This is a genomic window from Pinisolibacter sp. DMC19 (assembly GCF_056313985.1).
This window is the reverse complement of sequence record NZ_JBQUZF010000002.1, coordinates 386,981-411,989: the sequence shown is the minus strand read 5'-3', so window position 1 is coordinate 411,989 and position 25,009 is coordinate 386,981. Positions and strand designations below refer to the sequence as shown.

Below are 25,009 nucleotides of genomic sequence, written 5' to 3'. Positions count from 1 at the left end.
TCGGAAAATGCGCGTCGAGGCGGCTCGAGCGGCGGTTCGACTTGACTCTTGCCCCGTCTGAGGGTCTCTCCCGCTCCCGAGGCGGGCCTGCCGCCTCTCGACGGCCGACGCGGCCGATGACAAAGAAGAACGATCCCACGAGGGCAGCTTCCATGAGCACCGCTTTCACCTTCCCCGGACAGGGCTCCCAGGCCGTCGGCATGGGTAAGGCGCTCGCCGACGCCTATCCGACCGCCGCGCGCGTCTTCGCCGAGGTCGACGACGCGCTCGGTCAGAAGCTCTCGACCCTGATGTGGGAAGGCCCCGAGACCGAGCTGACCCTGACCGAGAACGCCCAGCCGGCGCTGATGGCCGTCTCCCTCGCCGCCCTGCGCGTGCTCGAGGAGAAGGGTGTCTCGGTCGCCCGCGACGCCGCCTTCGTCGCCGGCCACTCGCTCGGCGAATATTCCGCGCTCGCCGCCGCCGGCAGCCTGTCGATCGCCGACACCGCCCGCCTCCTCAAGATCCGCGGTCGCGCCATGCAGGCCGCCGTGCCGGTCGGTGAGGGCGCCATGGCGGCGCTCCTCGGCCTCTCCTTCGCCGACGCCGTGGCGGTCGCCGCGGAAGCGGCCCAGGGCGAGGTCTGTCAGGCCGCCAACGACAATGCCGACGGTCAGGTCGTGGTCTCCGGTTCCAAGGCGGCGATCGAGCGGGCGGTCGAGATCGCCAAGGGCCGCGGCGCCAAGCGCGCCATGATGCTGAACGTCTCCGCCCCCTTCCATTGCGCGCTGATGCAGCCCGCCGCCGACGCCATGGCCGAGGCGCTGGCGAAGGTCGCGATCGTCCGCCCGGTGGTGCCGGTCGTCTCGAACGTGCTCGCCGCCGCGATCTCCGACCCTGAGGAAATCCGCCGCCGTCTCGTCGAGCAGGTCACCGGCACGGTGCGCTGGCGCGAGAGCGTGCAGTATCTCGCCGGCCAGGGCGTGACGCGTCTCTGTGAGATCGGCTCGGGCAAGGTCCTGTCCGGTCTGGTCAAGCGCATCGTCGAGGGCGTCGAGGCGGTGCCGGTCGGCACGCCCGACGACGTCGAGAAGGTGGTCGCCGCCCTTGTCCGAGGCGGCTGATACGATTGTCTGAGGAGAAGCCCATGTTCGATCTCACCGGCAAGGTCGCCCTCGTCACCGGCGCGACCGGCGGCATCGGTGCCGCCATCGCCAAGGCTCTGCATGCCCGCGGCGCCACCGTGGCCCTCTCCGGCACCCGCGAGGCGGTGCTCGAGGCACTGAAGGCGGAACTCGGCGAGCGTGCCGAGGTCTTCGTCGCCAATCTCTCCGACCGCGCCTCGGTCGACGGCCTGATCCCGGCGGTCGAAGCCAAGCTCGGTCGGCTCGACGTGCTGGTCAACAACGCCGGCATCACCCGCGACAATCTCTTCATGCGCATGAAGGACGAGGAGTGGGATCAGGTGCTCGAGGTCAACCTCGGCTCGACCTTCCGCCTCGCCCGCGCCGCGGTGAAGGGCATGATGAAGCGCCGCCACGGCCGCATCGTCTCGATCACCTCGGTGGTCGGCGTCACCGGCAATCCGGGCCAGGGCAACTATGCCGCGGCCAAGGCCGGCATGATCGGCATGTCCAAGTCGCTCGCCCAGGAAGTGGCCAGCCGCAACATCACCGTCAACTGCGTCGCGCCGGGCTTCATCGCCACGCCGATGACCGACGCGCTGAACGACAAGCAGAAGGAAGGCATCCTCGGTGCCGTTCCCGCCGGTCGCCTCGGCACGCCGGAGGAAATCGCCGCCGCCGTGGTCTTCCTGGCCAGCGACGAGGCGTCCTACGTGACCGGCCAGACGCTCCACGTCAATGGCGGCATGGCCATGATCTGACAGGGAAAATTCCCGAGCTTTCGGGGTTTTCCGCCATTTTCCCGATGCGCTCCGGCGACTGGTCAAGGTCGGGAAAGTGTGCTAGCAACCACCCCGGTCCCGCCCTCAGCGGCGGGGCCGTCGGACCTTCGGGACGAGATGCGAGAGCAGCGTTTCGGGGGAACGGCATGACGATCACGAGGGTGAGGGACCCGTAGGGTTCCGATTCTTCGGCCGGGGGGCGAGATCGTCGAACATTCCGTGAGCGGTCGGTCGCCGAAGGGCGTCGCGGACCGAACGGGCAAGGCGCGCGACGGCGGTCGGAGGGATCTCCTCCTCCGCGGAGAGCGCCCGCGGCAGCGGCGCGAGCCGTGACCGCGTCTTTTGGAGTTTCGCATCGGGGCGCCGGCATGAGGTCGGTGTTTTCGGGGTCGGTTTATCCTGTACTGGGAAGAAGAGCACATGAGCGACATCGCTGAACGCGTGAAGAAGATCGTGGTCGAGCACCTCGGCGTCGACGCCGAGAAGGTGACCGAGAACGCGAGCTTCATCGACGACCTCGGCTCCGACTCGCTGGACGTGGTCGAGCTGGTCATGGCGTTCGAGGAAGAATTCGGCGTCGAGATTCCGGACGATGCCGCCGAGACCATCCTGACCGTCGGCGACGCGGTCAAGTTCCTCGAGAAGAACGTTTCGGCCTGATCCCGTCGGGTCCGCGATCCGCGGACCAAGGCGTTTCTTGACGAGAATCCGCGCGCCGGCCCCCGTGGCCGGCGTGCATGCGTCGGGTGATCCCTGCCGTGGGCGCCCGCCCGATCGTCGTTCCGTCGCGGATGCCTCGCGCCTCCCGCGGCGGTTCGTCCTTTCGATCGGCTCGCTCGGGCCCACGGGCGCGGACGGCGTCGACCGCGATCGCATCGTCGGGGCTCCCGCCCCCCGGCCGAGCGATGTGCGTTTCGACCCTTCCGTCGCGTTCCTCCGATGCTCCTCCCCGGTCCGCCCGCGCGCGGACGCATGTCGACGATCGGCGGGAGATAGAGAAGCGAGGTCGCGATGCGTCGAGTGGTCGTCACGGGTCTGGGCATGGTCACGCCGCTGGGCTGCGGTGTCGAGGAGACCTGGTCGAACATCCTCGCCGGCAAGAGCGGCGCGGTTCGCATCACCGATTTCCAGGTCGACGACCTGCCGTGCAAGATCGCGGCGCGCATTCCGCGCGGCGACGGCACCAACGGCACCTACAATCCCGACCTCTTCATGGATCCCAAGGAGCAGCGGAAGGTCGACGAGTTCATCGTCTTCGCCATGACCGCTGCCAAGCAGGCTCTGAACGACGCCGACTGGCATCCCGAAGCCCGTGAGGACCAGCTCGCCACCGGCGTGCTGATCGGTTCCGGCATCGGCGGTCTCGGCGGCATCTACGAGGCCTCGCTGACCCTCAAGGAACGCGGCCCGCGCCGCATCTCGCCCTTCTTCATTCCCGGCCGCCTGATCAATCTGGCCGGCGGCTACGTGTCGATCGAGCACGGGCTCAAGGGCCCGAACCACGCCGTCGTCACCGCCTGTTCGACCGGCACCCACGCCATCGGCGACGCCGCGCGTCTGATCGCGCTGGGCGATGCCGACGTGATGGTGGCGGGCGGTGCCGAATCGGCGGTGAACCGCCTGTCGATCGCCGGCTTCTGCGCCACCCGCGCGCTGGTGACCTCCTACAACGACGAGCCCACCCGCGCCTCGCGTCCCTACGACAAGGATCGCGACGGCTTCCTGATGGGCGAGGGCGCCGGCATCGTCGTGCTCGAGGAGTACGAGCACGCCAAGGCCCGCGGCGCCAAGATCTACGCCGAGGTCATCGGCTACGGTCTGTCGGGCGACGCTCACCACATCACCGCCCCCTCTGAGGACGGCGACGGCGCCTATCGCTGCATGGAAGCGGCGATCAAGCGGGCCGGCATCGCGGTCTCCGAGATCGACTACATCAACGCCCACGGTACCTCGACCATGGCCGACGGCATCGAGCTCGGCGCCGTCGAGCGCATCCTCGGCGACCACGCCGAGAAGGCGGCGATGTCCTCGACCAAGTCGATGACCGGCCATCTGCTCGGCGCCGCCGGCGCGATCGAGGCGATCTTCTCGATCCTGGCGATCCGCGATCAGATCTGCCCGCCGACCATCAACCTCGACAATCCCTCGGTCGAGACCAGGCTCGACCTCGTGCCGCACGTGCCGAAGAAGAAGAAGATCGACGTGGTCCTCTCCAACTCCTTCGGCTTCGGCGGCACCAACGCCACCGTGATCTTCCGCAAACCGGAATGAGCCGGCGAGGGGCGTGCCCCCTCGGATGTGCCGTCGGCGGGGTCCGCCCCGCCGTCCCGCCCGCGGAACGTGGTTTTGCCATGTTCCTCCCGTTGTGTCGTCGCCGACCACGGGTCGATTCGGCCATTCGCGCCGCGAGGTGTCATGACGTCTGACAACAACGAGTCGAACGGGGCCGGAGGCGTTCCTCAGCCGAATTCGGCCGAAGTGCCCGCTTCCACCGCAGAGACGGCCGCCACGCCGGCTCCCGCGCCCGCTCCCGCCGCCGCTCCGGTGGCACCGGAGGCCGCGCCCGTCGAGCCCGCCCGCACCACCGTGCCTAAGAGCCCGCGCGCCGCGATCGAGCCGACCGAGGTGCCGCCGCCGCCCAAGCGTTCCAAGGCGGCCCGCTCGTCGACGGTGAACTTCCTCAACGGCATCTTCACCGTGCTGACGGTGATCGTGCTCGGCCTCGGCGGTTTCGCCTGGCTGGCGCGCCAGCGTTTCGACGCCAAGGGCCCGCTGACCGCCCCGGCCGTGGTGCTGATCCCCAATGCCGCCTCGACCGGCGTGATCGCCGACATCCTGGAGAAGAAGGGCGTCATTTCCGACGCCACCACCTTCTCGCTCGCCGCCAAGCTCGGCGCCACCACCGACAAGCTCAAGGCCGGCGAATACGAGTTCGCCCCCGGCGCCTCGATGCGCGAGGTGATGGAGGACATCGCCGAAGGCCGCACCGTCCAGCATCGCCTGACCTTCCCGGAAGGCTGGTCGAGCGAGCAGATCGTCGCCCGTCTCAACGACACCGCGACGATCTCGGGCAAGAAGATCACGGTGATCCCGGACGAGGGCTCGCTGCTGCCCGACACCTATTCCTTCTCGATCGGCTCGACCACGCGCGAGCAGATCATCGAGCAGATGAAGAAGGCGATGGAGCGTCGCGTCGCCGACGTCTGGGCGCATCGTTCGCCGGGTCTGCCGCTCGCCACGCCGCGCGATCTGGTGATCCTCGCCTCGATCGTCGAGAAGGAGACCGGCAAGGCCGACGAGCGTCCGCGCGTCGCCGCCGTCTTCATCAACCGGCTGAAGCGCGGCATGCGGCTCGAGACCGACCCGACCGTGCTCTACGGCCTCTACGGCGGCAAGGCCTGGCTCGAGGGACGGACGATCACCCGCGCCGATCTCGCCTCGCCGAACCCCTACAACACCTACCGCATCGCCGGCCTGCCGCCGGGCCCGATCTCCAATCCGGGCCGCGCCGCGCTCGAGGCGGTGGCCAACCCCTCGCGCACCGACGAGATCTTCTTCGTCGCCGACGGCACCGGCGGTCACGTCTTCGCCACGACGCTCGAGGAGCACAACCGCAACGTCGCGCGCTGGCGCCAGATCGAGCAGAACCGCAAGGCGACCGAGGGCTCGGGCGCGAACTGATCGGCCGTACCACGGCCGCCAACAACGTCGAACATCAGACGGGGGCGCCGGTCCGGCGACCCCCGCCGTGCATCGGGGGGTCGTGATCGATGGCGCTCTATTCCATGACGGGCTTCGCCCGCCGCGACGGCTCGGTCGCCGGCCAGCGCTGGAGCTGGGAACTGCGGTCGGTCAACGGCAAGGGCCTCGACGTCCGTCTGCGCCTGCCGCCCGGCCTCGACCGGCTGGAGATCGCGTCGCGCAAGCGTCTGACCGACCGGCTGACCCGCGGCAACGTCCAGGCGACGCTGACGCTCGCCCGTGAGACCGCGGCGACGACGCTGCGCGTCAACGAGGAGGTGCTCGCCGCCGTCCTCGCCGCGATGAACCGCGTCGCCGACAAGATCGACGCCACCGCCCCGACCCTCGACGGCATCCTCGCCATCAAGGGCGTGCTCGAGACCTCCGAGACCGAAGACGACGAGGAGACCCGTGCGGCCCTCGATGCGGGCCTTCTGGCAGGGCTCGACGACGCCGTCGCCGACCTTCTCGCGGCGCGTGCCGGCGAGGGCGAGGCGATCGGCCGCGTGCTCTTCGGCCAGATCGACGAGATCGAGCGCCTGACGCTCGCCGCCGAGACCCATCCCGCCCGCACCGTCGAGGCGATCCGCGCCCGGCTCGCCGCCCAGGTCGCCGAGCTGATGGACGCGGTCCCCGCGCTCGACCCGCAGCGGCTGGCGCAGGAGGCGGTGATGATCGCCACCCGCGCCGACATCCGCGAGGAGCTCGACCGGCTGAAGACCCACGTCTCCGAGGCCCGCAAGATGCTCTCGGGCGGCGGCGCCATCGGCCGGCGGCTCGACTTCCTGACCCAGGAATTCAACCGCGAATCCAACACGCTCTGCTCCAAGGCCAACGACCGCGAGCTGACCGCCATCGGTCTCGACCTCAAGGCCGTGGTCGACCAGCTGCGCGAGCAGATCCAGAACATCGAGTGACCGCATGATCGCCGCCCCCAAGCCCGCCTCGTCGATGCCCGGAACTCCCACCACCGGCCGCCGCGGCCTCGGCCTCGTGCTGGCCTCGCCCTCGGGCGCCGGCAAGTCGACGCTGTCGCGCCTGCTGATCGAGCAGGAGCGCGAGATCTCGCTCTCGGTGTCGGTGACGACGCGCGAGCGCCGCCCCTCGGAGATCGACGGGGTGCACTATCACTTCATCCCGAAGAACCGCTTCCAGGGCCTGCGCGAGCGCGGCGAACTGCTGGAATGGGCCGAGGTCCACGGCAATTTCTACGGCACCCCGCGCGAGGCGGTGGAAGAGGCCTTCGCCGACGGCCGCGACGTCCTCTTCGACATCGACTGGCAGGGCACGGTCCAGGTCAAGGAGAAGCTGCCCGACGACGTCGTGGCGATCTTCATCCTGCCGCCGTCGATGAAGGAGCTCGCCGCCCGTCTCCACCGCCGCGCCGAGGACGCCGAGGCGGTGATCGCCAAGCGGCTGGAGAACGCCAAGGTCGAGATCGCCGAATGGCGCCGTTTCGACTACGTCATCGTCAACGACGATCTGTCGCGCGCCTACGACGACATCCGCGCCATCCTGCGCACCGAACGCCTCAAGCGCTTCCGCCAGACCGGCCTCGATCGCTTCGTCGACGGGCTGCTGACGGAGGGGTGAGGGGCTTCACCGCCCCTTCAGCGCATTCGCGATTCTCACGAAGCCTGCGACGTCGATCTCCTCGGCCCGGCGCGTCGGCTCGATGCCGGCGGCCTCGAGCAGGACGGCGGGTTCGACCCCGAGCCCCTTCAGCGACTGGCGCAGCATCTTGCGGCGCTGACCGAAGGCGGCGGCGACCACCCGTTCCAGCACGTCCGGATCGACCGCCAGCGGCGTCTCGCGCGGAATGAGCCGCACCACCGAGGACGTCACCTTGGGCGGCGGCGTGAAGGCGGAGGGGGCGAGATCGAACAGGATCCGCGCCTCGGTCCGCCAGCCGGCGAGGACGCCGAGGCGGCCGTAGTGGTCGTCGTCGGGCGTAGCGACGATCCGCTCGGCGACCTCGCGCTGGAACATCAGCGTGGCCGACGCCCACCACGCCGGCCATGGCTCGGCGCGCAGCCAGCCGACCAGCAGCGGCGTCGCCACGTTGTAGGGCAGGTTGGCGACGAGGCGGGCGGGGCGGCCGAAACCGTGCTCGGCGACCAGCGCCGGTATGTCCTGTTCCAGCGCATCGCCCTCGATGACGTGCAGCCGGCCGGGATAGCGCTCGGCGATCTGGGCGAGCGCCGCGATGCAGCGCCGGTCGCGCTCGATCGCCACCACCTTGCCGGCGCCTTCCGCCAGCAGCGCCCGCGTCAGGCCGCCGGGACCGGGGCCGACCTCGACGATCAGCGTGTCGGCGAGCGGCCCGCCGGCGCGCGCGATGCGGGCGGTGAGGTTGAGGTCGAGCAGGAAGTTCTGCCCGAGCGACTTCAGCGCCGAGAGCTGATGCTCGGCGATGACGTCGCGCAGCGGCGGCAGGTCGTCGATCTGGGCCATCACGCGTCGCTCATGGCGGCGGCCATGCGCAGCGCTGCCTCGAGGCTCTCGGGCAGCGCCACGCCCTTGCCGGCGATGTCCAGCGCCGTGCCGTGGTCGGGTGAGGTGCGCACGAAGGGCAGGCCGAGGGTGACGTTGACCGTCTCGTCGAAGGCGAGCGTCTTCACCGGGATCAGCGCCTGATCGTGGTAGGCGCAGAGCGCCGCGTCCCAGGTCGCACGCGCCCGGGCGTGGAACATCGTGTCGGCCGGCAGCGGCCCACGCGCGTCGATGCCCTCGGCCTTCAGCCGGGCGACGGCGGGGGCGATCACCTCGATGTCCTCGCGGCCCATCGCGCCGCTCTCGCCGGCATGCGGATTGAGGCCGGCGACGGCGAGGCGCGGTCGGGCGATGCCGAAGCGGGTCGCGAGGTCGTGGGCGACGATGCGGCCGGTCGCGACGATCGTGTCGGCGTCGAGCTCGGCGGCGGCGCGCGCCAGCGAGACGTGGACGGTCACCGGCACGGTGCGCATCTCCGGCCCCGCCAGCATCATCACCGGCCGCCAGGCGACGCCGTCGGGCGGCGGGGCGATGGTCGCGGCGAGGGCGCCGAGGAACTCGGTGTGGCCGGGGTGGGAAAAGCCGATCGCATAGAGCGCGTGCTTGTTGAGCGGATTGGTGACGATCGCCGAAGCCCGTCCGGCGCCGACCAGCGCGACCGCCGTCTCGATCGCGGCGACCACCAGCGGCGCGTCGCGTACGTCGAGCACACCCGGCACGCCGGGCACGTCGTGGCCGAGGTCGAGTACCGGCAGGGCGCGCTCGAAGACCTCCGTCGCCTCTTCCGGGGTGACGACCTCGATCGGAACGTCGAGGCCGAGGAGGGCTGCGCGACGGCGGAAGAGATCGGCCGTGCCGATCGCCAGAAAGGCCGGTAGGCGGGAGGTGTGGCGACGGGTCCAGGCCAGCACCGTCAGGTCCGGGCCGATGCCCGCCGGTTCGCCGCAGGTCAGCGCGAGGGGAGGGCGGTGGCCGCCCGCGGGACGCTCGGCCAAGACAGCCTCACTTGCGATAGTCGATGATGGCGATGCGGCGCAGATCGTTGACGTAACGACGGGCGAAGACCTCGCCCTCCTTGGCGCGCAGCTCGTCCTCGACCTGGTTGCGGATCTGGAAGTCGCCCGACAGGTCGCGCTTCTCGCAGACCGCGACCATCTCGATGCCGACCGGCGAACGCTGCGGCTTCGACAGGTGGCCGACGGCGACGTCGGCGATGAGGCCGCGGAACTGTTCGGGAAGCTCCTCGGCGGTGCGCTTGCCGAGGTTCTTGACCAGCGCTTCGGGCACGCTCTTCACCGCGTCGACCAGACCGTCGCAGGTGGTGACGCGGGCGCGCAGCGCCTCGGCTTCCTTCATGCGAGCGCCGTCGTTGCCGCCCTTGGTGATCAGCAGCGCGACCTGCTTCAGCGTGTATTCGGTGGTCTTGCCGTCGCTCTTGCCGGCATCCGCCTTGGAGGTGCCTTCCTTCTTGGCGAGCGCGTCGACGACCTGGGAATCCGAGATCTGGACGGTGCGGTTGAAGCGGCCGACGACCAGCTGCTGCCAGATGATCTGGACGCGCAGACGGTCCTTGAGGTTCTTCGGGTTGATGCCCCGCTGGCCGAGGCCCTGGGCGAGCTGTGCCGGGGTGATCTTCAGACGCGAGGCGATCGAGGCGAAGGCGGCCTCGACCTGCGCGTCGGAGACCGAGACGCCGACGCGCTTGGCTTCCTGGAGCTTCAGCTTGTCGTCGATCAGCTCCTCCATCGCCATGCGCTCGACCGAGGCGGCGGAAGTGCGCGAGGTCAGCTGCATCAGACGGGCGCGTTCGGCGATCTCGTTCGAGGTGATCGGCTCGTTGTTGACGACGACGCGGATCTGCGACGCCGCCCGGGCAGGGGCGGTCGCGGCGATCGGGCCGCCGATCAGGGCGGCGATCACGGCGGCGACGGCGAACGAACGGCGGGCTTTCGACATCGAATGCTTCCCTCGGGGCGATACGCAACACGTGCGCCGGCGGCCGATGGCTGCCGGCGAGGCGCAAGTCTGCGGGTCCGACCGTCTTCCTGCAAGGCGGAAATGGCGGATGTATGGTCGATCCGCCGTTCGGTCAGTTGGACGAGGCGAGGCTGTTCGACAGACTGCCGTCGCCCAACGTCCTCAGGCCGAAGCGGAGGAAGATCGTCTGGTCGTGGATCTGCTTGAGCACGCCGGAATCGACCGACCAATAGGTCGATTCCGAATAGGCCAGCGAGATCGAGAAGCTGTCGTTGTCGTAGCCGATGCCGCCGTTGGCGCCCGCCATGGCCCGGTCGACCAGATCGTAGCGCACGCCGCCGAACAGGCGCCAGGTCGGCGACAGACGCAGGTTGCCCGCGGTCTGGATCTCCGAGCGGTCGGCCTTGAGCGAATTGCGGATGGCGACCGGCGTGGTGCCGAAGGCGCCGGAGGCGGCATAGGAGTCGAGCAGGTCGAAGATCTGCCGCGGTGTCCGCTTGTAGGCCCAGGTGACCGAGGCGGCCAGCGGGCCGGAGGCACCGGACGCCTGGATGTCGGAGCGCTGCAGGGCGAGGCTGCGGGCATCGAGGCGCGCCTGCGCGCCGACCCGGAAGCCCATCGAACTGTCGAGCGCCAGGCCGCCGACCCAGTCGGAGACGTTGGTCTCGAGACCCGACCCGAAGGCCGTCAGCGGCACCGCGCGACCCGCCGCCGCTTCCGACATCAACTGGTCGTAGCCCGGATAGGCGAAGGAGTTGGTGCCCGACAGCAGGTAGGAGCGGCCGAACAGCGCCGACATCGAACCGCCGGCCGGGCCGTGGAACGAATAGCGGCCGCCGACGTTGAGGCGCGTGCCGCCCTCGGCGCGATCCCAGCCGGAGAACTTGTCGGCGCGGAACAGCGTTGTGTCGTCGAAGACGACGCTCTGCGCGTCCTCGTTGGGCAGGCGCGCCGACCACTGCTCGTTCGGCCGCAGCACCAGCTGCGCCATCGGCGCGAAGGTGTGGGCGCCGATCGTCGTGCCCATCACGAAGGGATAGGCATAGTCGAAGGCGACGGTCGGGGTGACGCGGCCGAGCGTGCCGTCGGTGACGAAGCCGACCGCGCGCGGGTCGTTCGTGTGATTGTAGAAGACGTCGCCGCGCAGATTGACCGACGGCGTGAACACCTGACCGAACGGATCGATGAACTGGCGCCGCCACGCGACGATGCCCGACACGCGCGAGAAGGTGCCGGCGATGCCGTAGACCCGTCCGGCGGTATCGATGTCGGTCTTCGACCGCGACAGGCTGGTGACGTTGGCCTTGACCGAGAGCTCGCCGCCGAGCACCGAATTGTCGGCGACCTTGTCCCAGTCGACGACCGGATGGACGACCGGCTGCTTGTCCTGCAGCTGGGTGCCGGCGCCGAACAGCATGTTGTTGCCGGCCGAATCGAGCGGGTTGTCGTCGTTCAGCACGGTGAAGCGATAGGCCCGCGCCTCGAACCACGACTTCGTCCCCTCGCCGCGCAGGAACACCGTCGAGATCGAACGGTCCTGGGCGCTGGTGGTCAGGTGATACTGGTCGAGGAAGCGGCGGTCGGTGACCGCGGTCACGTCCCAGCCCCAGCTCCACTTGTCGGAGAGCGAGAAGGTGGCGGTGGTGTTGAAGGCGCCGCGCTCGCGACGATCGCCCGAGGTGGCGACGAAGGCCTCCGGATGCATCTGCGAGATGCCCCAGCCGCGCGCGGTGATCAGGCCGGCGTCGATGCGATGGCGCACCTCGACGTCGGCGAGCACGCCCTGCCGCGACAGCGCGACCGGCGAGAAGGTGGCGTCCCAGTCCGCCGTCGGCGCCCAGTAGAAGGGCACCTGCACGCCGAGACCGAGGGAATTGGAATTGATCACGCGCGGCAGCAGGAAGCCGGTCTTGCGCCGCTCCGACGGATCGGGGTGCATGAAGAAGGGCACCCACGCGATCGGCGTGCCGAGGAGCTCGAGCTTGGCGTCCTCGTAGTAGATCGTCTTTTCCTGCTGGTCATGGACGATCTTGGCCGCCTTGATCTGCCAGAACGGCGGCTTGTCGGGCTCGTTCACGCAGGTCTGGCAGGCCGAATAGACGCCCTTCTCGAAGACCGTCTTGTTGCCCCCGGAGCGCTTGGCACTCTCGGCGGCGAAGCGAGAGCGGTCGATCGTGTCGATGCGCAGCGACTCGACGAAGCCGTCGGAGAAGCCCTCCGTCACGTCGATCTTCGGCGACGTCATGACGTTGCCGTCCTTGTCGACGATACGGGCGTCACCCTCGGCGACGACGCGCTGCGACGAGCGGACGTAGACGACGCGGCGGGCCGTCAGCACGCTGCCGCGATAGTAGATCGCCACCGAGCCGATCGCCGTCACCGTGTCGGCCTTGTCGTCGTAGACGACCTGATCGGCCTCGAGCACCATGCGGTCGCCCGGCGGCAGGCTCGGCGCGGAGATCTTGGGCGCGACGTTCAGCGATCCGCCCGTCGCCTTGGACGAGGCGGCGGTCGCAGGACCGGCGAGGAGCAACGCGAGAAGAATCGTCGAGACGCCCGCCGCGAGGCGGGCCGACCGGCGGGCGACGATCGACACGGTTCTACCGTCGAGGACGGTGCGGGTCATGTCAGCCGTCCTCCTGGTGAAGCAGAATCGTGAAACCGATCGAAGATGCGACCACAGCCGGTGTCCAGGCGGCCAGGACAGGTGGGACGATTCCCACGCCTCCCATTCCCCGAGCCACCTCTCCGGCGACATAAAGCACGAAGCCGGACGCGACGCCACCGAGAATCATGCGTCCTATGTTGCCGAACCGGAACACTCGCAAGGAAACCGTAGCGGCGATCAGGACCATTGCGACCAATAGCAGCGGTCTGGCGAGAAGCAGTTGATATTGAAGCTCGAACTGGAACGCCGGAAGACCGGCGGCACGCGCCGTCTCGATGAAGGACGGCAGTGCCCAGAACGACACGGTGTCCGGTTCGACGAGGCTCTCGCCGATCTGTTCGGCCTTCAGCCGGGTGGCCACGAACCAGGTGTCGTGATGCTCCGGCGCCTCGCCCGGACGGGCGACGACGGCGTCGGAGAGACGCCAGCGGCCCTCCGGTTCGTGGTCGGCCTCTGCGGCTTCGATCCGGCTCTGGAAGTGTCCGCGCGCGTCGAAGACCTGCATCGTCACACCCGACAGGTGCAGACCCCGGCGGGTCGCCTGACGGGCATGGACGATCGATTCGCCGTCCCCGCCGCTCTGGCGCAGCCAGACCTCGCGGGCGTTGTCTTCGGACCGCCGTTGGGCGTTGCCGGCGAGTTCGGCCTGCAACTCCTCCGACCGACCCTTGAGATGGGCGGCGAGCGGGTTGTAGGCGACGGTCGCGACGATGCCGAGCGCCACCGCCACGGCGATCGGCGGGGCGAGGAACTGCCACACCGAGATGCCGGCGGCGCGCGCCACCACCAGCTCGAGCTTGCGCGACAGCGCCAGCAGCCCCGCCATCATGCCGAACAGCGTGGCGAAGGGCAGCACCTGCTCGGAGAAGGCCGGCACGCGGAACAGCGAGGCGGCGAGCGCCGTCCCCCAGCGGAAGCTCGGCCGGTCGATGTTGGCGCGGACCATGTCGAGGAAGTCGAACAGGAGCACGATCAGGAAGGCGATGGCGAAGATCGACGCCACCGCGAGGAAGGTGCGTTTGGCGAAATAGCGTCCGAGCGTCGGTCCGATCACGGCGCGTCCTCCTCACGGTTGGAGGAGAGGCCGAGCTTGTCGACGATCCGGCCGAGTAGGCCCGACACCCGTTCGCCCACGGCGTCGATCGCCCGGTCGACGAAGGCCGGCGCCTCGACGCGGCGATCGGTCGCCACCACGAAGACGCACCAGCCGATCGTCCCGAGCGTCAGCACCCACAGGATCGCCAGCGCCGCGTCGGAGGCGCCCGCCGCCGAGGTCGCGGCGAAATGCAGGCCGCGCAGCACGCCGACGGCGACGATCGCGCCGATGATCGGCAGGCCGCGATTCTCGCGCGTGGTGCGCGCGTCGCCGAGCGCCAGAAAGGCGAAGAGCGCGAAGACGATCGGCAGGAACGGCTGGGTCAGCCGGTCGTGCAGCTCGGAGCGCAGCCGGCCGCCATTGTTGCGGGCATAGTCGTCGGGCTTCGGCCCACCCGCCGTCCACAATTCCTCCGTCGAGCGCTCGGAGGGGCGGAAGACCGGCGCCGAGGTCGTCGGCGTCAGCGCCGACAGGTCGAAGGCATAGGACTGGAAGTCGATCAGCGACAGGTTGCCGTCCGAGGTGGCGCGCCGCTGGATGACGCCGTCGCGCATGACGAGCAGCGTCTTGCCGAACATCTCGATGATCGACGCCTTGTCGGCGATGTAGGTGAAGGACACCGCCGGATCGCGCGCGTCTTCCACGAACAGTCCGCCGAGCGAGCCGTCCGGCGCACGGGCGCGGATGTGGAAGGTGAGGTTCTTGTCGATCGAGATGAAGCGGCCGGGCTGGACGATGTTGGCGACGAGGTCGACGTTGATTCGGGCGAGGTTCTCGCGCAGCACGCGGAGCGAGGTCGGCGAGCCCCACACCGAGAGGAACATCATCGTCGCCGCCACGGCTCCGGCCAGCACCAGCAGCGGCTTCAGCACGACGAATCGCGACGCGCCGGAGGCGTTGAGAACGACGAGCTCGCTGTCGGAATTGACCGAGTTCAGTGTCTGGAGACAGGCGATGAACAGCGCGAAGGGCGCGACGACGATCGTCAGGAAGGGCAGGGCGAGGGCGGTGATCTTGAGGAAGGTGAGAAGTGCGGCGCCCTTGGCGGTCACGAGGTTCATCTGCCTCAGCGCCTGCGTCGCCCAGACGACGCCGATCAGCGCCCCGAGCGACATCAGGAAGGCGCCGGCCGCACGACGGAAGATGTAGCGCTCGACGAGCTTCATTCTCTTCCGTTCGTCCTCCACCGTCCGCCGGCACGGATCACGCGCCGCGGCCTCCACCGAGACGACATAACCGCTTCGCGCGGCATGTTCACCCCGGAACGTCGTCTGTCCCCAAGGATCGATCAAACGCCGAGAATGCCTAACGCATCACTTGTAAACATGGTTAACGAGGCAAACCCGACTTTCCCGTGTCGGCGAACTGCGCTCCGATCCGCGGCGAGACGCTTGCCCCGGAGGCCTGCGCGCGCCACATTCCCTCGAACCCGTCGCCCGTTCCGCGGTGCGACGCCGCCTCCCGACCGGATTTCCGGCCGATCTCGTCTCTCCGGCCGACCTTCGGCCGCGGACTTCTCTCCGGCCGCTCGCGTCGGACCCGTCGATTTCCCAGGAGTGTCGCCTCGATGTCTCGTCCCTCGATCTCGTTCGCCGAACCGAAGGCTCCCGCCTCCGGCGTCCTCGTCGCCCTCGTCGCCGAGGATCTGGTCCTGTCGCCGACGGCCGCCGCCCTCGACACCGCGATCGGCGGGGCGATCGGCCGTGCCGTCGCCAAGGCCGCCTTCAAGGGCAAGGGCTTCGCCACCCTCGACGTCGTCGCGCCCGTCGGCACCGAGCTCGACCGCGTGCTGCTGGTCGGCATCGGCAAGCCGGCCGAATGGGTCGAGAAGGACTGGCTGCGCCTCGGCGGCGTGATCGCCGGCAAGCTGGTCGAGCTCAAGGCCGCCGCCGCGACGATCCTGCTCGAACGTGCCGACGCCGTCGCCGTCGAGGCGGCGCAGGCCGTCGACGTCGCCCTCGGCGCCCGCATGCGCGCCTATGCCTTCGATCGCTACAAGGCGAAGAAGAAGGACGACGAACCCGAGGTCGAACTCGCCCTGACCGTGGCGCTCGCCGCCCACGCTGCCGCCAAGAAGGCCTGGAAGGCCCGCGGCGAGGCGATCGCCGACGGCGTCACGCTGACCCGCGACCTGATCTGCGAGCCCGCCAACGTGCTCGGCACCGAGGAATTCGCCGAGCGGGCGAAGAAGCTCGAGAAGCTCGGCGTCGAGATCGAGATCCTGACCGAGAAGGACATGAAGAAGGCCGGCTGGAACGCTCTCCTCGGCGTGGCGCAGGGCTCCAAGCGTCCGCCGCGCGTGGTGGTCATGCGTTGGAACGGCGGCGACAAGGACGCCGCTCCGATCGCCTTCGTCGGCAAGGGCGTGGTCTTCGATTCGGGTGGCATCTCGATCAAGCCGGCCGCCGGCATGGAGGACATGAAGGGCGACATGGGCGGTGCCGCCGTCGTCACCGGCCTGATGCACGCGCTCGCCGCGCGGCATGCCAAGGCCAACGTGGTGGGCGCCATCGGCCTCGTCGAGAACATGCCCGATGCCGGCGCCCAGCGCCCCGGCGACATCGTCAAGTCGCTGTCGGGCCAGACGATCGAGGTCATCAACACCGACGCCGAGGGCCGTCTCGTGCTCTGCGACGTGCTCTGGCACGTCAAGGAGAAGGTGAAGCCGGCGGCGATCGTCGATCTCGCCACGCTGACCGGCGCCATCCTGATCGCGCTCGGCAAGATCAACGCCGGCCTCTTCTCCAACGACGACACGCTCGCCGGCAACATCACCGCCGCCGGCCTCGCCACCGGCGAGACCGTGTGGCGCATGCCGCTCGCCCCCGAGTACGACAAGCTGATCGACAGCACCTGGGCCGACATGAAGAACACCGGCGGCCGCGACGCCGGTTCGATCACCGCGGCGCAGTTCCTCAAGCGCTTCGTCGGCGACGTGCCGTGGGCCCACCTCGACATCGCCGGAACGGCGATGGGCTCGCCGGCGACCGACCTCAACAAGGCCTGGACCTCGGGCTGGGGCGTGCGTCTGCTCGACCGCCTCGTCGCCGACCACTGGGAGAAGTGAGGTCGGTTCGGGAGGCGGTCTCCGCCTCCCGGCCCCCTCGGAGCCCGCGATGACCGAAGTCCTCTTCTACCATCTCCAGACCCGCAGCCTCGATGAGACCCTGCCGGGTCTGCTCGAGAAATGCTTGGAACGCGGCTGGAAGACGGTGGTGCAGGCGGGCTCGGTCGAGCGCCGCGACGCGCTCGACGCCCATCTCTGGGCCTATTCCGACGACGGCTTCCTGCCCCACGGCATCCGCCCGGAGGAACTGACCGAGACCGCCGTCCGGCTCACCGCCGAGGCCGATCCGGCCGACGGCGCCGCGGTGCGCTTCCTCGTCGACCGCGCTACGCCGCCGGGCGACTGGACCGTCTACCAGCGCCTCGTCTTCCTCTTCGACGGCAACGACCCCGAAGCCCTCGTCGACGCGCGCGGGAACTGGAAGACCGTCAAGGCGGCGGGCGTCGCCCCGACCTATTGGATCCAGGACGAACGCGGTCGCTGGGCGAAGAAGGGCTGAGCCCTCCGCCTTGCCGCGACCCTCGGTCGCGCCACCAAAGTCGATTTCCAACCGGAACTTCCGTCACATCCCGCCGAGGGGTGACGGGCCTAGACCTTTCCGCATGCCGGGCGACGGCCGCGTCCGGTGAGCCAAGCGAAAGGTCACGTCATGAAGAAGCTGCTCCAGTCCGTCGCGTTTGCCCTTCCGGTCGTCTTCGCCACCGCGGCGATGGCGGGCGACCCCCCCCTGCCGAAGTTCGACAGGGAACACACCGCCGTCCTCATCACCGATCCGCAGAACGAGTTCCTCTCGGAGAAGGGCAAGCTCAACAAGCTGCTCGCCGAGAACCTCGCCGAGCTCGGCACGGTCGACAACATCGAGAAGCTGATGGCCGGCACCAAGAAGATCGGCATGACGCTGGCGGTCGATCCGCTCATCTACACCGAGCTCGACGGCACCTGGAAGAACGCCGGCGCGCTGCAGCGCCAGCTCCTCGACATGAAGGCGCTGCATCGCGCCGCTCTCAACGATCCCAAGGGCTTCGAGGGCTCCGGCGCCGACTTCTTCGACCGCTACAAGCCCTACATCCACGACGGCAAGACCGTGGTCGTGGCGCCGCACAAGATGTACGGCCCGGAGAGCAACGACCTCGTCTATCAGCTGCGTTCGCGCGGCATCGACACGGTGGTGCTCGGCGGCATGGTCGCCAACCTCTGCGTCGACAGCCACATGCGCGCGCTGATGGAGAACGGCTTCCGCGTCTGGGTGGTCAAGGACGCGGTCGGTGCCCCCGGCGCCGACGCCTACAAGGCGGCGCTGGTCGACTATTCGATGATCGCCAACGGCGTGCTGACCACCGCCGAGGCGCTGAAGGCCATGGGGCTCTGAGACCGGGCGTCCGGGCTCTTCCCCCGAGCCGGCTCGGACGCACCGCCCCGCGACGCAGTCGACGACCCTCCCACCGCGTCGCGGGTCCCCCGAACGGGCGCCGTCTCCCGAGTGCGGCGCCCGTTTCGCCCCTTGCGGTGGTGAACGGCGCTCACCATGATGGCGGCCTCGAGAGGACCCGCCGATGCCCCGCCGCATGCCCCACGACCACGACGAGATGCGCGCCCGCGCCGTCGCCTCCGCCCGCGCCGCGGTGACCGAAGGCGGCATCCCGGCGCTCACCGCCCGCCGCGTCGCCGGCGAACTCGGCTGTTCGGTCGGCTCGCTCTACAATCTCTTCGTCGATCTCGACGACCTCGTGCTGCATGTCGCGGCCTCCGTCGTCGACGACATGCAGGCGGCGCTCTTCGGCCCGCCGCTCCCGGCCGATCCTGCCGCGGCACTGATCGAGATCGCCCTGCGCTACGTCGCCTTCGCCGAGCGCGAGGGGCGCATATGGGCGTTGGTCTTCGAACACGAACCCGGCCACGACCGCCCGACGCCCGCCTGGCACGTCGCGCGCATCGAACGCCTCGTCGCCTCGGTGGCGGCGGTCGCCGCGCCCCTCCTCGGCGGCAGCGATCCGGCGGCGGCGCGCGCCGACGTCGAGGTGCTGTGGGCCTCCGTCCACGGCATCGCCGCGCTCGCGCAGAAGAACAAGCTCGGCTTCGTCACCGCCACGCCGCCGGCCGATCTCGCCCGCCGTCTGGTCGCCACCTTCCTCGCCGGTCGTTGATCGAGAGCATGAAACGGAAACCAACAATTCGAATCGATAGCGACGCGTCGTGCTTCGCCGTTGTGGCGCGCCGGGCAGCGGATTAGATTCGATCTCGTACGGGTCGACTGAGCCACCGAGCCATCGGATCGCCGCCCGTCGCGCAACGCGGCATGCACGAGGCGCCCTCCCGGGCGGGGACGATGATCCGGCGTCGACTGGTCTTCTACACGACATCGCTGTCGGGCGGCGGCGCGGAACGGGTCTGGGCCGTTCTCGCCTCCGAATTCGCGCGCCGCGGCCACGACGTGACGCTGGCGCTCGACTTCGACGCCTCGGAGAACCGCGGCTTCATCGCGCCCGAGGTCAAGGTGCGGGTGCTCGGCGTCCGCCACTTCCGCTCGGTGCTGGCGCTCGGCGCGCTGATCGCCGAGACCGACCCGGAACTGGTGATCTCGGCGATCGGCGGTTCCGACATCAAGGCGCTGCTCGCCTCGCTGCCCTTCGGCCGCCGCCGGGTGGTGACCTCGTTCCACGGCTATCTCGCCAACGAATCGCGGCTCTTCGGCTTCCTGCACTTCGTGTTGGCGCGGCTGTGGACCTGGTGGTCGCTCGCCACCGTCTGTGTCTCCGACGGTCTGCGTCGCAACGTGATCGAGCGCTGGCACGCCGTCGCCACCCGTTGCGTCCGCATCTACAACCCGATCGCCGTCGAGGGCACCGATCCCGGCCTGACGACGGAGGCGCTTGCCCGCCGCGACAAGATCGTGGTCGGCGTCGGCCGCCTCGTCGCGGTCAAGGGCTTCCCCTTCCTCGTCCGTGCCTTCGCCGCGATGCGCGATCGCGAGGCCCGTCTCGTCATCCTCGGTGCCGGCCCGGAGCGTGAGGCGATCCTCGCCGAGGCGACCCGTCTCGGCGTCGCCGATCGGCTGGAACTGCCCGGCTACGTCGCCGCCCCCTGGGAATGGTACGGCCGGGCGCGCTGCTTCGCGCTGTCGTCGGAGGTCGAGGCCTTCGGCAACGTCGTGGTCGAGGCGCTCGCCCACGGACTTCCCGTCGTCGCCACCGCCTGCGACGGCCCGACCGAGATTCTCGACGATCCCCGATTGGGCGTCATCGTGCCGCAGGGCGATGTCGAGGCCTATGCCCGCGCGCTCGACGCAAGTCTCGCCGATCCCGGCGACCCCGCGCCGCGCATGGCACGCGCCGGCGAATTCTCCGTCGACGCCGCCGTCGACCGCTACGAGGTGCTGTTCGAGCGCGTCATCGCCGGCCCGCTGCGCTGAAACCGTCGGCGATCGCCACGGATTTCCAAAAAATCAGAATTTCGCAAATTGCGACATGCATTGACTGCATGGATCGTAGTCGATTTTTCTTCGCGTCGTGTCTCGGCGAAGCCGACCGAAAGTACAAATTCGCGACATCCGGCAAGATGACGCATTCTTTCGTCGCAGTCCGAGGCCTATACCGACGCTGTCGAGCGGCGAAGACGGCCGTATACGACGAAAGAGAATGGAGGACGGCGGCGAACAACGTCGTCTTTCGCAAAGAAGACGTGTCGATTCGATTCGGACCATGGAAGAAGAACTCGGTCTCGACGTCGTGAAAACGACGCGGCGGCCGCGTTTCGGATCCTTTCGGCGATCGGTGGGCAGACGATCGCGGAAGACGAATCGTCGAGACGTCGGATCAGGGCATCGTCCCGACAAGGAAAGCCATCCCCATGATGAAGATCGGTCTCACCACTCTCGCCCTTCTCGCCGCGACGACCCTCGGCGCGCTCGCTGCCGATACTTCCAAGCTCGTCCTGCCCGGCGACATCACGCTCGAGCAGGCGATGAAGGCCATCGACGCCGCCAAGGCCAAGGCCAAGCAGCAGGACACGCTGATGAACATCGCGATCGTCGATGCCGGCGGCAACCTGAAGGCCTTCGCCCGCATGGAAGGCGCCTTCCTCGGCTCGGTCGACATCTCGATCAAGAAGGCCAAGACCGCTCGCCTCTTCAACATGCCGTCGAAGGAGCTCGGCGCGCTGGCGCAGGTCGGCCAGCCGCTCTACGGCATCGAAGTGACCAACGACGGTCTGGTGGTCTTCGGCGGCGGCGAGCTGATCAAGGACAAGAACGGCATGATCATCGGCGCCATCGGCGTCTCGGGCTCGTCGGTCGAGAACGACATGGCCGTCGCCCAGGCGGGTGCCGCCGTCGCCGGTCAGTGAGCCGATGCAGAGACGACCGGCCCCGAGCCGGTCGACGTGATCCATCGTCGGGCGCGGGGCGCGAAAGCCCCCGCGCCCGATGTCATTCGTCGAGCGCCGCGCGCTCGGCCTCTTCGTGTTCGGCGGAGAGCTCGAGCCAGGTCTCTTCGGTCTCGGCGAGCGCCTTCTCGGCGTCGGACCGCGCCTTCATCAGCTTGGTGCCGCGCGCCGCGTCGCGGGTGAAGAGGTCGGGGGCGGCGAGTTCGCGATCGAGCTTCTCGAGCTCCTTCTGGAGCTTCTCGATGCGCGCCTCGGCGTCCTTGATCTTCTTGCGGAGCGGCGCCAGCGACTCGCGCAGCGCCGCCGCGGCACGACGACGATCGAGCGCCGAGACGCGGCCCTTGTCGTCGGCGTCGCCCTTGTCGGCGTTCTTCGAGCCGTTCGAGCCCTCGAGCACCAGCTTGCGATAGTCCTCGATGTCGCCCTCGAACTCCTTGACCGTGCCGTCGACCACCAGCATCAGCCGGTCGGCGGTCGCCTCGACCAGATGGCGGTCGTGGCTGATCAGGATGACGGCACCCTCGTATTCGTTGATCGCCCGGATCAGCGCCTCGCGGCTGTCGATGTCGAGATGGTTGGTCGGCTCGTCGAGGATCAGCAGGTTCGGTCCGGCGAAGGTCGCGAGACCCAGCAGCAGCCGCGCCTTCTCGCCGCCCGACAGATCCTTGGCCGGCGTGTCCATGCGGCTGGTCGACAGCCCCATCCGCGCCACCCGCGACCGCGCCTTGGCCTCCGGCTCGTCGGGCACCAGGCGGGCGACGTGCTGGAACGGCGTCTCCTCCGGGCGTAGCTCGTCCATCTGGTGCTGGGCGAAATAGGCGATCGACAGCTTGCCCGACCGCGCCGCCCGGCCGCCCTGCGGCTCGAGCTTGCCGGCCAGCAGCTTGGCGAAGGTCGACTTGCCGTTGCCGTTGGAGCCGAGCAGCGCGATGCGATCCTCCGGATCGATGCGCAGCGTGATCTTTCTCAGGATGGCCTTGCCCGGCTCGTAGCCGACCGCGACGTCGTCGAGCGCGACGATCGGCGGGGCGAGTTTCGTCACCGGCTGCGGGAAGGAGAGGGGGAGCGCGCTCTCGTCGGTGAGGGCGGCGATCGGCTGGAGCTTGGCGAGAGCCTTCATGCGGCTCTGCGCCTGCCGCGCCTTGGTCGCCTTGGCCTTGAAGCGGTCGATGAAGGCCTGCATGTGGGCGCGCTGGGCGTCCACCTTCTCCTTCATCTTCTGCGTCAGGATCATCTTCTCGCGGCGCTGCCGCTCGAACCCGTCGTAGTCGCCGCGATAGGCGACGAGCTTGCCTTGATCGAGATGGACGATCATGTCGACGGCGGCGTTCAGCATGTCGCGGTCGTGCGAGATGACGACGACGGTGTGCGGATAGCGCCGGACGTATTCCTCGAGCCACAGCGTGCCCTCGAGGTCGAGATAGTTGGTCGGCTCGTCGAGGAGCAGCAGGTCGGGCTCGGAGAAGAGCACGGCGGCGAGCGCCACGCGCATGCGCCAGCCGCCCGAGAATTCCGAGCAGGGCCGAAGCTGCGCCGCATGGTCGAAGCCGAGGCCGGAGAGGATGGTCGCCCCGCGCGCTTCGGCCGAATGGGCGCCGATGTCGGCGAGGCGGGCGTGGATCTCGCCGATGCGGGCGGCGTCGGTCGCCGTCTCGGCTTCCGCCAGAAGGCTCGCGCGTTCCTTGTCGGCGGCGAGCACGAAGTCGATCAGCGTGGTCGCCGATCCCGGCGCCTCCTGCGCGACCTGGCCGATGCGGGCGCCCTTGGGCACCTGCACCGTGCCGCTCTCCGCCGACCAGTCGCCGGTCAGGATCTTGAAGAGCGAGGTCTTGCCGGTGCCGTTGCGGCCGACGAAGCCGGCCTTGGCACCGGTCGGAATCACGACGGACGCCCCCTCGAGCAGGGTGCGGCCGGCGATACGGAAGGTGAGGTCTTGGACGACGAGCATGACGTCTTCTCTAGAGCATGTTCCGGTCGGGCTGAACCAGCCCGATCGAAAAGAACTGCTCCATCGAGGAGCGCGAGCGGGTTTCGACCCGACGAGGCGGATCGAGACCCGCTTTAGCCGAGACGACGCGAGGCGTCGACCGTGGTGTCGGCCGATCGGCGACGAGGCCGCACGCGGTTCACCCTCCGGTTGTCCATCCGCACCCCGGGAGCGCCTGTCGTGGCCGGCCTGCAACAGCCCCGCCTCCGTCGTGGACAGGCCGGGGGAGGGCGGTCATGCGAACCGATTCGCCCCGAATCTGCCCTCGTATCTTCACGTCTCGTTAAGAAACGACGGGCACAACGGACACATGAGGTCCGCGACCTCGAAAACCCAATGATTTCCACGTCTCGGACGCACGCGCTCGCCGGCGCGCGGGCGCTCGTGACGGCGTTTTCTCCGGAGGCCCGACCATGAAGCCGACTTTCGACAAGCGTATTCTGGTGATGGGCCTGCTGGTGCTCGCCGCGCTCGCGTGGCGGCCGGCCGAGCGCCTCGCCTACGACACGCTGCCGACCGGCTCGATCAACCGTCCGGCGCATCCCTGACGCGCCGCCCTCGCGCCACGGTTTGAGCTAGGATGCCGCGAAACGCGATTCTGGCGAGGACATCATGGCGGTATTGGTCACCGGCGGTTGCGGCTACATCGGCAGCCATCTGGTCTGGGCTCTGAGCGACCGCGGCGAGGCGGTCGTCGTCCTCGACGATCTCTCTACCGGCTTCGACTGGGCGATCCCGCCCGAAGTGACGCTGGTGCGCGGCGACATCGGCGATCCCGCCCTGCTCGACCGCCTGATGGCCGACGGCGCGATCGAGGCGGTCGTCCACTTCGCCGGTTCGATCATCGTGCCGGAGAGCGTCACCGACCCGCTCAAGTACTATTTCAACAACACGGTGAAGTCGCGCGAGCTGATCGCCGCCGCCGTGCGCAACGGTGTGAAGCACTTCGTCTTCTCCTCGACCGCGGCGGTCTACGGCAACCCGTCGGTCATCCCGGCGCCGGAAGACGTCGCGCTCGCGCCGGTCTCGCCCTACGGCTCGTCGAAGCTGATGACCGAGATCATGTTGCGCGACACCTCGGCGGCGCACGACTTCCGCTACACCGCGCTGCGCTACTTCAACGTCGCCGGCGCCGATCCGAAGGGCCGCACCGGTCAGTCGACCAAGGGCGCGACCCACCTGATCAAGGTCGCCTGCGAGGCCCATCTGGGGCTGCGCCCCGAGATCCAGGTCTTCGGCACCGATTGGGACACGCCCGACGGCACCGGCGTGCGCGACTACATCCACGTCGCCGATCTCGCCGCCGCCCATGTCGTCGCCCTCGACCGGCTGCGCGCCGGCGCCCCCTCGCTCGTCGCCAACTGCGGCTACGGCAAGGGTTTCTCGGTGCTCGAGGTGCTGAAGGCGGTCGAACGGGTGACGGGGGCGAAGCTGCCGGTCACCTACGGCCCGCGCCGGGCCGGCGATGCCGCGGCGATCGTCGCCAAGGTCGACCGCATCCACGCCGAGCTGCCGTCGTGGCAGCCGGAATGGGACGACCTCGACACCATCGTCGACCACGCGTTGACGTGGGAAAAGGCGCTGCAGACCCGCAATCGGCGGTGAGGGCGGGGCTCCGAGTTCGCAGCAGCATCGCGATACGCGATCTCGTGCGGAGGCCCTTCATCCTGAGGTGCGAGCGAAGCGAGCCTCGAAGGGCGAAGGGCCGAATGGCA

General features: G+C 69.1%; 22 protein-coding genes. 15 read left to right on the top strand and 7 right to left on the bottom strand.

The annotated features are described in order from the left end of the window. Positions 1-152 precede the first annotated feature (152 nt). From fabD to gmk, 7 genes are all read left to right on the top strand, one after another. Complete coding sequence (fabD, locus tag ACT53U_RS06350) at positions 153-1,103, top strand: ACP S-malonyltransferase (protein WP_476153585.1); 951 nt, start codon at positions 153-155, stop codon at positions 1,101-1,103. A 23-nt stretch (positions 1,104-1,126) separates the two neighbouring features. Next, on the top strand, positions 1,127-1,864 hold the full coding sequence (gene fabG, locus ACT53U_RS06345) for a 3-oxoacyl-[acyl-carrier-protein] reductase (RefSeq protein WP_476153584.1): 738 nt from the start codon (positions 1,127-1,129) through the stop codon (positions 1,862-1,864). Positions 1,865-2,305: 441 nt separating this feature from the next. After that, a complete protein-coding gene (locus ACT53U_RS06340) occupies positions 2,306-2,545 on the top strand; it encodes an acyl carrier protein (protein ID WP_476135907.1) in 240 nt (79 codons plus the stop codon). A 351-nt stretch (positions 2,546-2,896) separates the two neighbouring features. Next, on the top strand, positions 2,897-4,156 hold the full coding sequence (gene fabF / locus ACT53U_RS06335) for a beta-ketoacyl-ACP synthase II (protein WP_476153583.1): 1,260 nt from the start codon (positions 2,897-2,899) through the stop codon (positions 4,154-4,156). Between the two features lie 207 nt (positions 4,157-4,363). Next, entirely contained in the window at positions 4,364-5,566 is a 1,203-nt protein-coding gene (gene mltG, locus ACT53U_RS06330) for an endolytic transglycosylase MltG (RefSeq protein ID WP_476153582.1), read from the top strand. Positions 5,567-5,655: 89 nt separating this feature from the next. Next, positions 5,656-6,543: a YicC/YloC family endoribonuclease gene (locus tag ACT53U_RS06325; protein WP_476153581.1), complete on the top strand. Its 888-nt coding sequence runs from the start codon at positions 5,656-5,658 to the stop codon at positions 6,541-6,543. A 4-nt stretch (positions 6,544-6,547) separates the two neighbouring features. Next, positions 6,548-7,219: a guanylate kinase gene (gmk, locus tag ACT53U_RS06320; RefSeq protein WP_476153580.1), complete on the top strand. Its 672-nt coding sequence runs from the start codon at positions 6,548-6,550 to the stop codon at positions 7,217-7,219. Between the two features lie 6 nt (positions 7,220-7,225). On the opposite strand, the gene rsmA is transcribed toward gmk, so the two are convergent. The 6 genes from rsmA to ACT53U_RS06290 form a co-directional block, all read right to left on the bottom strand. Beyond that, on the bottom strand, positions 7,226-8,080 hold the full coding sequence (gene rsmA, locus ACT53U_RS06315) for a 16S rRNA (adenine(1518)-N(6)/adenine(1519)-N(6))-dimethyltransferase RsmA (protein WP_476153579.1): 855 nt from the start codon (positions 8,078-8,080) through the stop codon (positions 7,226-7,228). Further along, complete coding sequence (gene pdxA, locus ACT53U_RS06310; RefSeq protein ID WP_476153578.1) at positions 8,080-9,114, bottom strand: 4-hydroxythreonine-4-phosphate dehydrogenase PdxA; 1,035 nt, start codon at positions 9,112-9,114, stop codon at positions 8,080-8,082. Before pdxA ends, rsmA begins: the two co-directional genes overlap by 1 nt. Before the next feature lie 7 nt (positions 9,115-9,121). Next, positions 9,122-10,075 (bottom strand): SurA N-terminal domain-containing protein, encoded by a 954-nt coding sequence (locus ACT53U_RS06305; protein ID WP_476153577.1) that lies wholly within the window; start codon positions 10,073-10,075, stop codon positions 9,122-9,124. 133 nt (positions 10,076-10,208) lie between these two features. Next, on the bottom strand, positions 10,209-12,722 hold the full coding sequence (locus tag ACT53U_RS06300) for an LPS-assembly protein LptD (RefSeq protein WP_476153576.1): 2,514 nt from the start codon (positions 12,720-12,722) through the stop codon (positions 10,209-10,211). Between the two features lies 1 nt (position 12,723). After that, complete coding sequence (lptG, locus tag ACT53U_RS06295) at positions 12,724-13,818, bottom strand: LPS export ABC transporter permease LptG (protein WP_476153575.1); 1,095 nt, start codon at positions 13,816-13,818, stop codon at positions 12,724-12,726. After that, on the bottom strand, positions 13,815-15,026 hold the full coding sequence (locus ACT53U_RS06290) for an LptF/LptG family permease (protein ID WP_476153574.1): 1,212 nt from the start codon (positions 15,024-15,026) through the stop codon (positions 13,815-13,817). The genes lptG and ACT53U_RS06290 overlap by 4 nt, the downstream gene beginning before the upstream one ends. A gap of 401 nt (positions 15,027-15,427) precedes the next feature. Between ACT53U_RS06290 and ACT53U_RS06285 the strand changes: the two genes are divergently transcribed. The 6 genes from ACT53U_RS06285 to ACT53U_RS06260 all read left to right on the top strand — a co-directional run bounded on the left by ACT53U_RS06285 (position 15,428) and on the right by ACT53U_RS06260 (position 21,268). Then, positions 15,428-16,927 (top strand): leucyl aminopeptidase, encoded by a 1,500-nt coding sequence (locus ACT53U_RS06285; protein ID WP_476153573.1) that lies wholly within the window; start codon positions 15,428-15,430, stop codon positions 16,925-16,927. A 49-nt stretch (positions 16,928-16,976) separates the two neighbouring features. After that, positions 16,977-17,426, top strand: a complete 450-nt coding sequence (locus ACT53U_RS06280) for a DNA polymerase III subunit chi (protein WP_476153572.1) — start codon at positions 16,977-16,979, stop codon at positions 17,424-17,426. Positions 17,427-17,576: 150 nt separating this feature from the next. Beyond that, entirely contained in the window at positions 17,577-18,296 is a 720-nt protein-coding gene (locus ACT53U_RS06275; RefSeq protein WP_476153571.1) for a cysteine hydrolase family protein, read from the top strand. Positions 18,297-18,480: 184 nt separating this feature from the next. Next, on the top strand, positions 18,481-19,071 hold the full coding sequence (locus tag ACT53U_RS06270; protein ID WP_476153570.1) for a TetR/AcrR family transcriptional regulator: 591 nt from the start codon (positions 18,481-18,483) through the stop codon (positions 19,069-19,071). A gap of 182 nt (positions 19,072-19,253) precedes the next feature. Then, positions 19,254-20,336: a glycosyltransferase gene (locus tag ACT53U_RS06265; protein ID WP_476153569.1), complete on the top strand. Its 1,083-nt coding sequence runs from the start codon at positions 19,254-19,256 to the stop codon at positions 20,334-20,336. Between the two features lie 551 nt (positions 20,337-20,887). After that, positions 20,888-21,268, top strand: coding sequence for a GlcG/HbpS family heme-binding protein (locus ACT53U_RS06260; protein WP_476154001.1), 381 nt, complete (start codon positions 20,888-20,890; stop codon positions 21,266-21,268). 82 nt (positions 21,269-21,350) lie between these two features. On the opposite strand, the gene ACT53U_RS06255 is transcribed toward ACT53U_RS06260, so the two are convergent. Then, entirely contained in the window at positions 21,351-23,255 is a 1,905-nt protein-coding gene (locus ACT53U_RS06255; protein ID WP_476153568.1) for an ABC-F family ATP-binding cassette domain-containing protein, read from the bottom strand. Between the two features lie 452 nt (positions 23,256-23,707). Between ACT53U_RS06255 and ACT53U_RS06250 the strand changes: the two genes are divergently transcribed. Further along, on the top strand, positions 23,708-23,842 hold the full coding sequence (locus ACT53U_RS06250) for a hypothetical protein (protein WP_476153567.1): 135 nt from the start codon (positions 23,708-23,710) through the stop codon (positions 23,840-23,842). A 64-nt stretch (positions 23,843-23,906) separates the two neighbouring features. Next, the gene (gene galE / locus ACT53U_RS06245) at positions 23,907-24,899 is read left to right on the top strand and encodes a UDP-glucose 4-epimerase GalE (RefSeq protein WP_476153566.1); all 993 of its coding nucleotides are present in this window, start codon (positions 23,907-23,909) and stop codon (positions 24,897-24,899) included. The last annotated feature ends 110 nt before the right edge of the window (positions 24,900-25,009 follow it).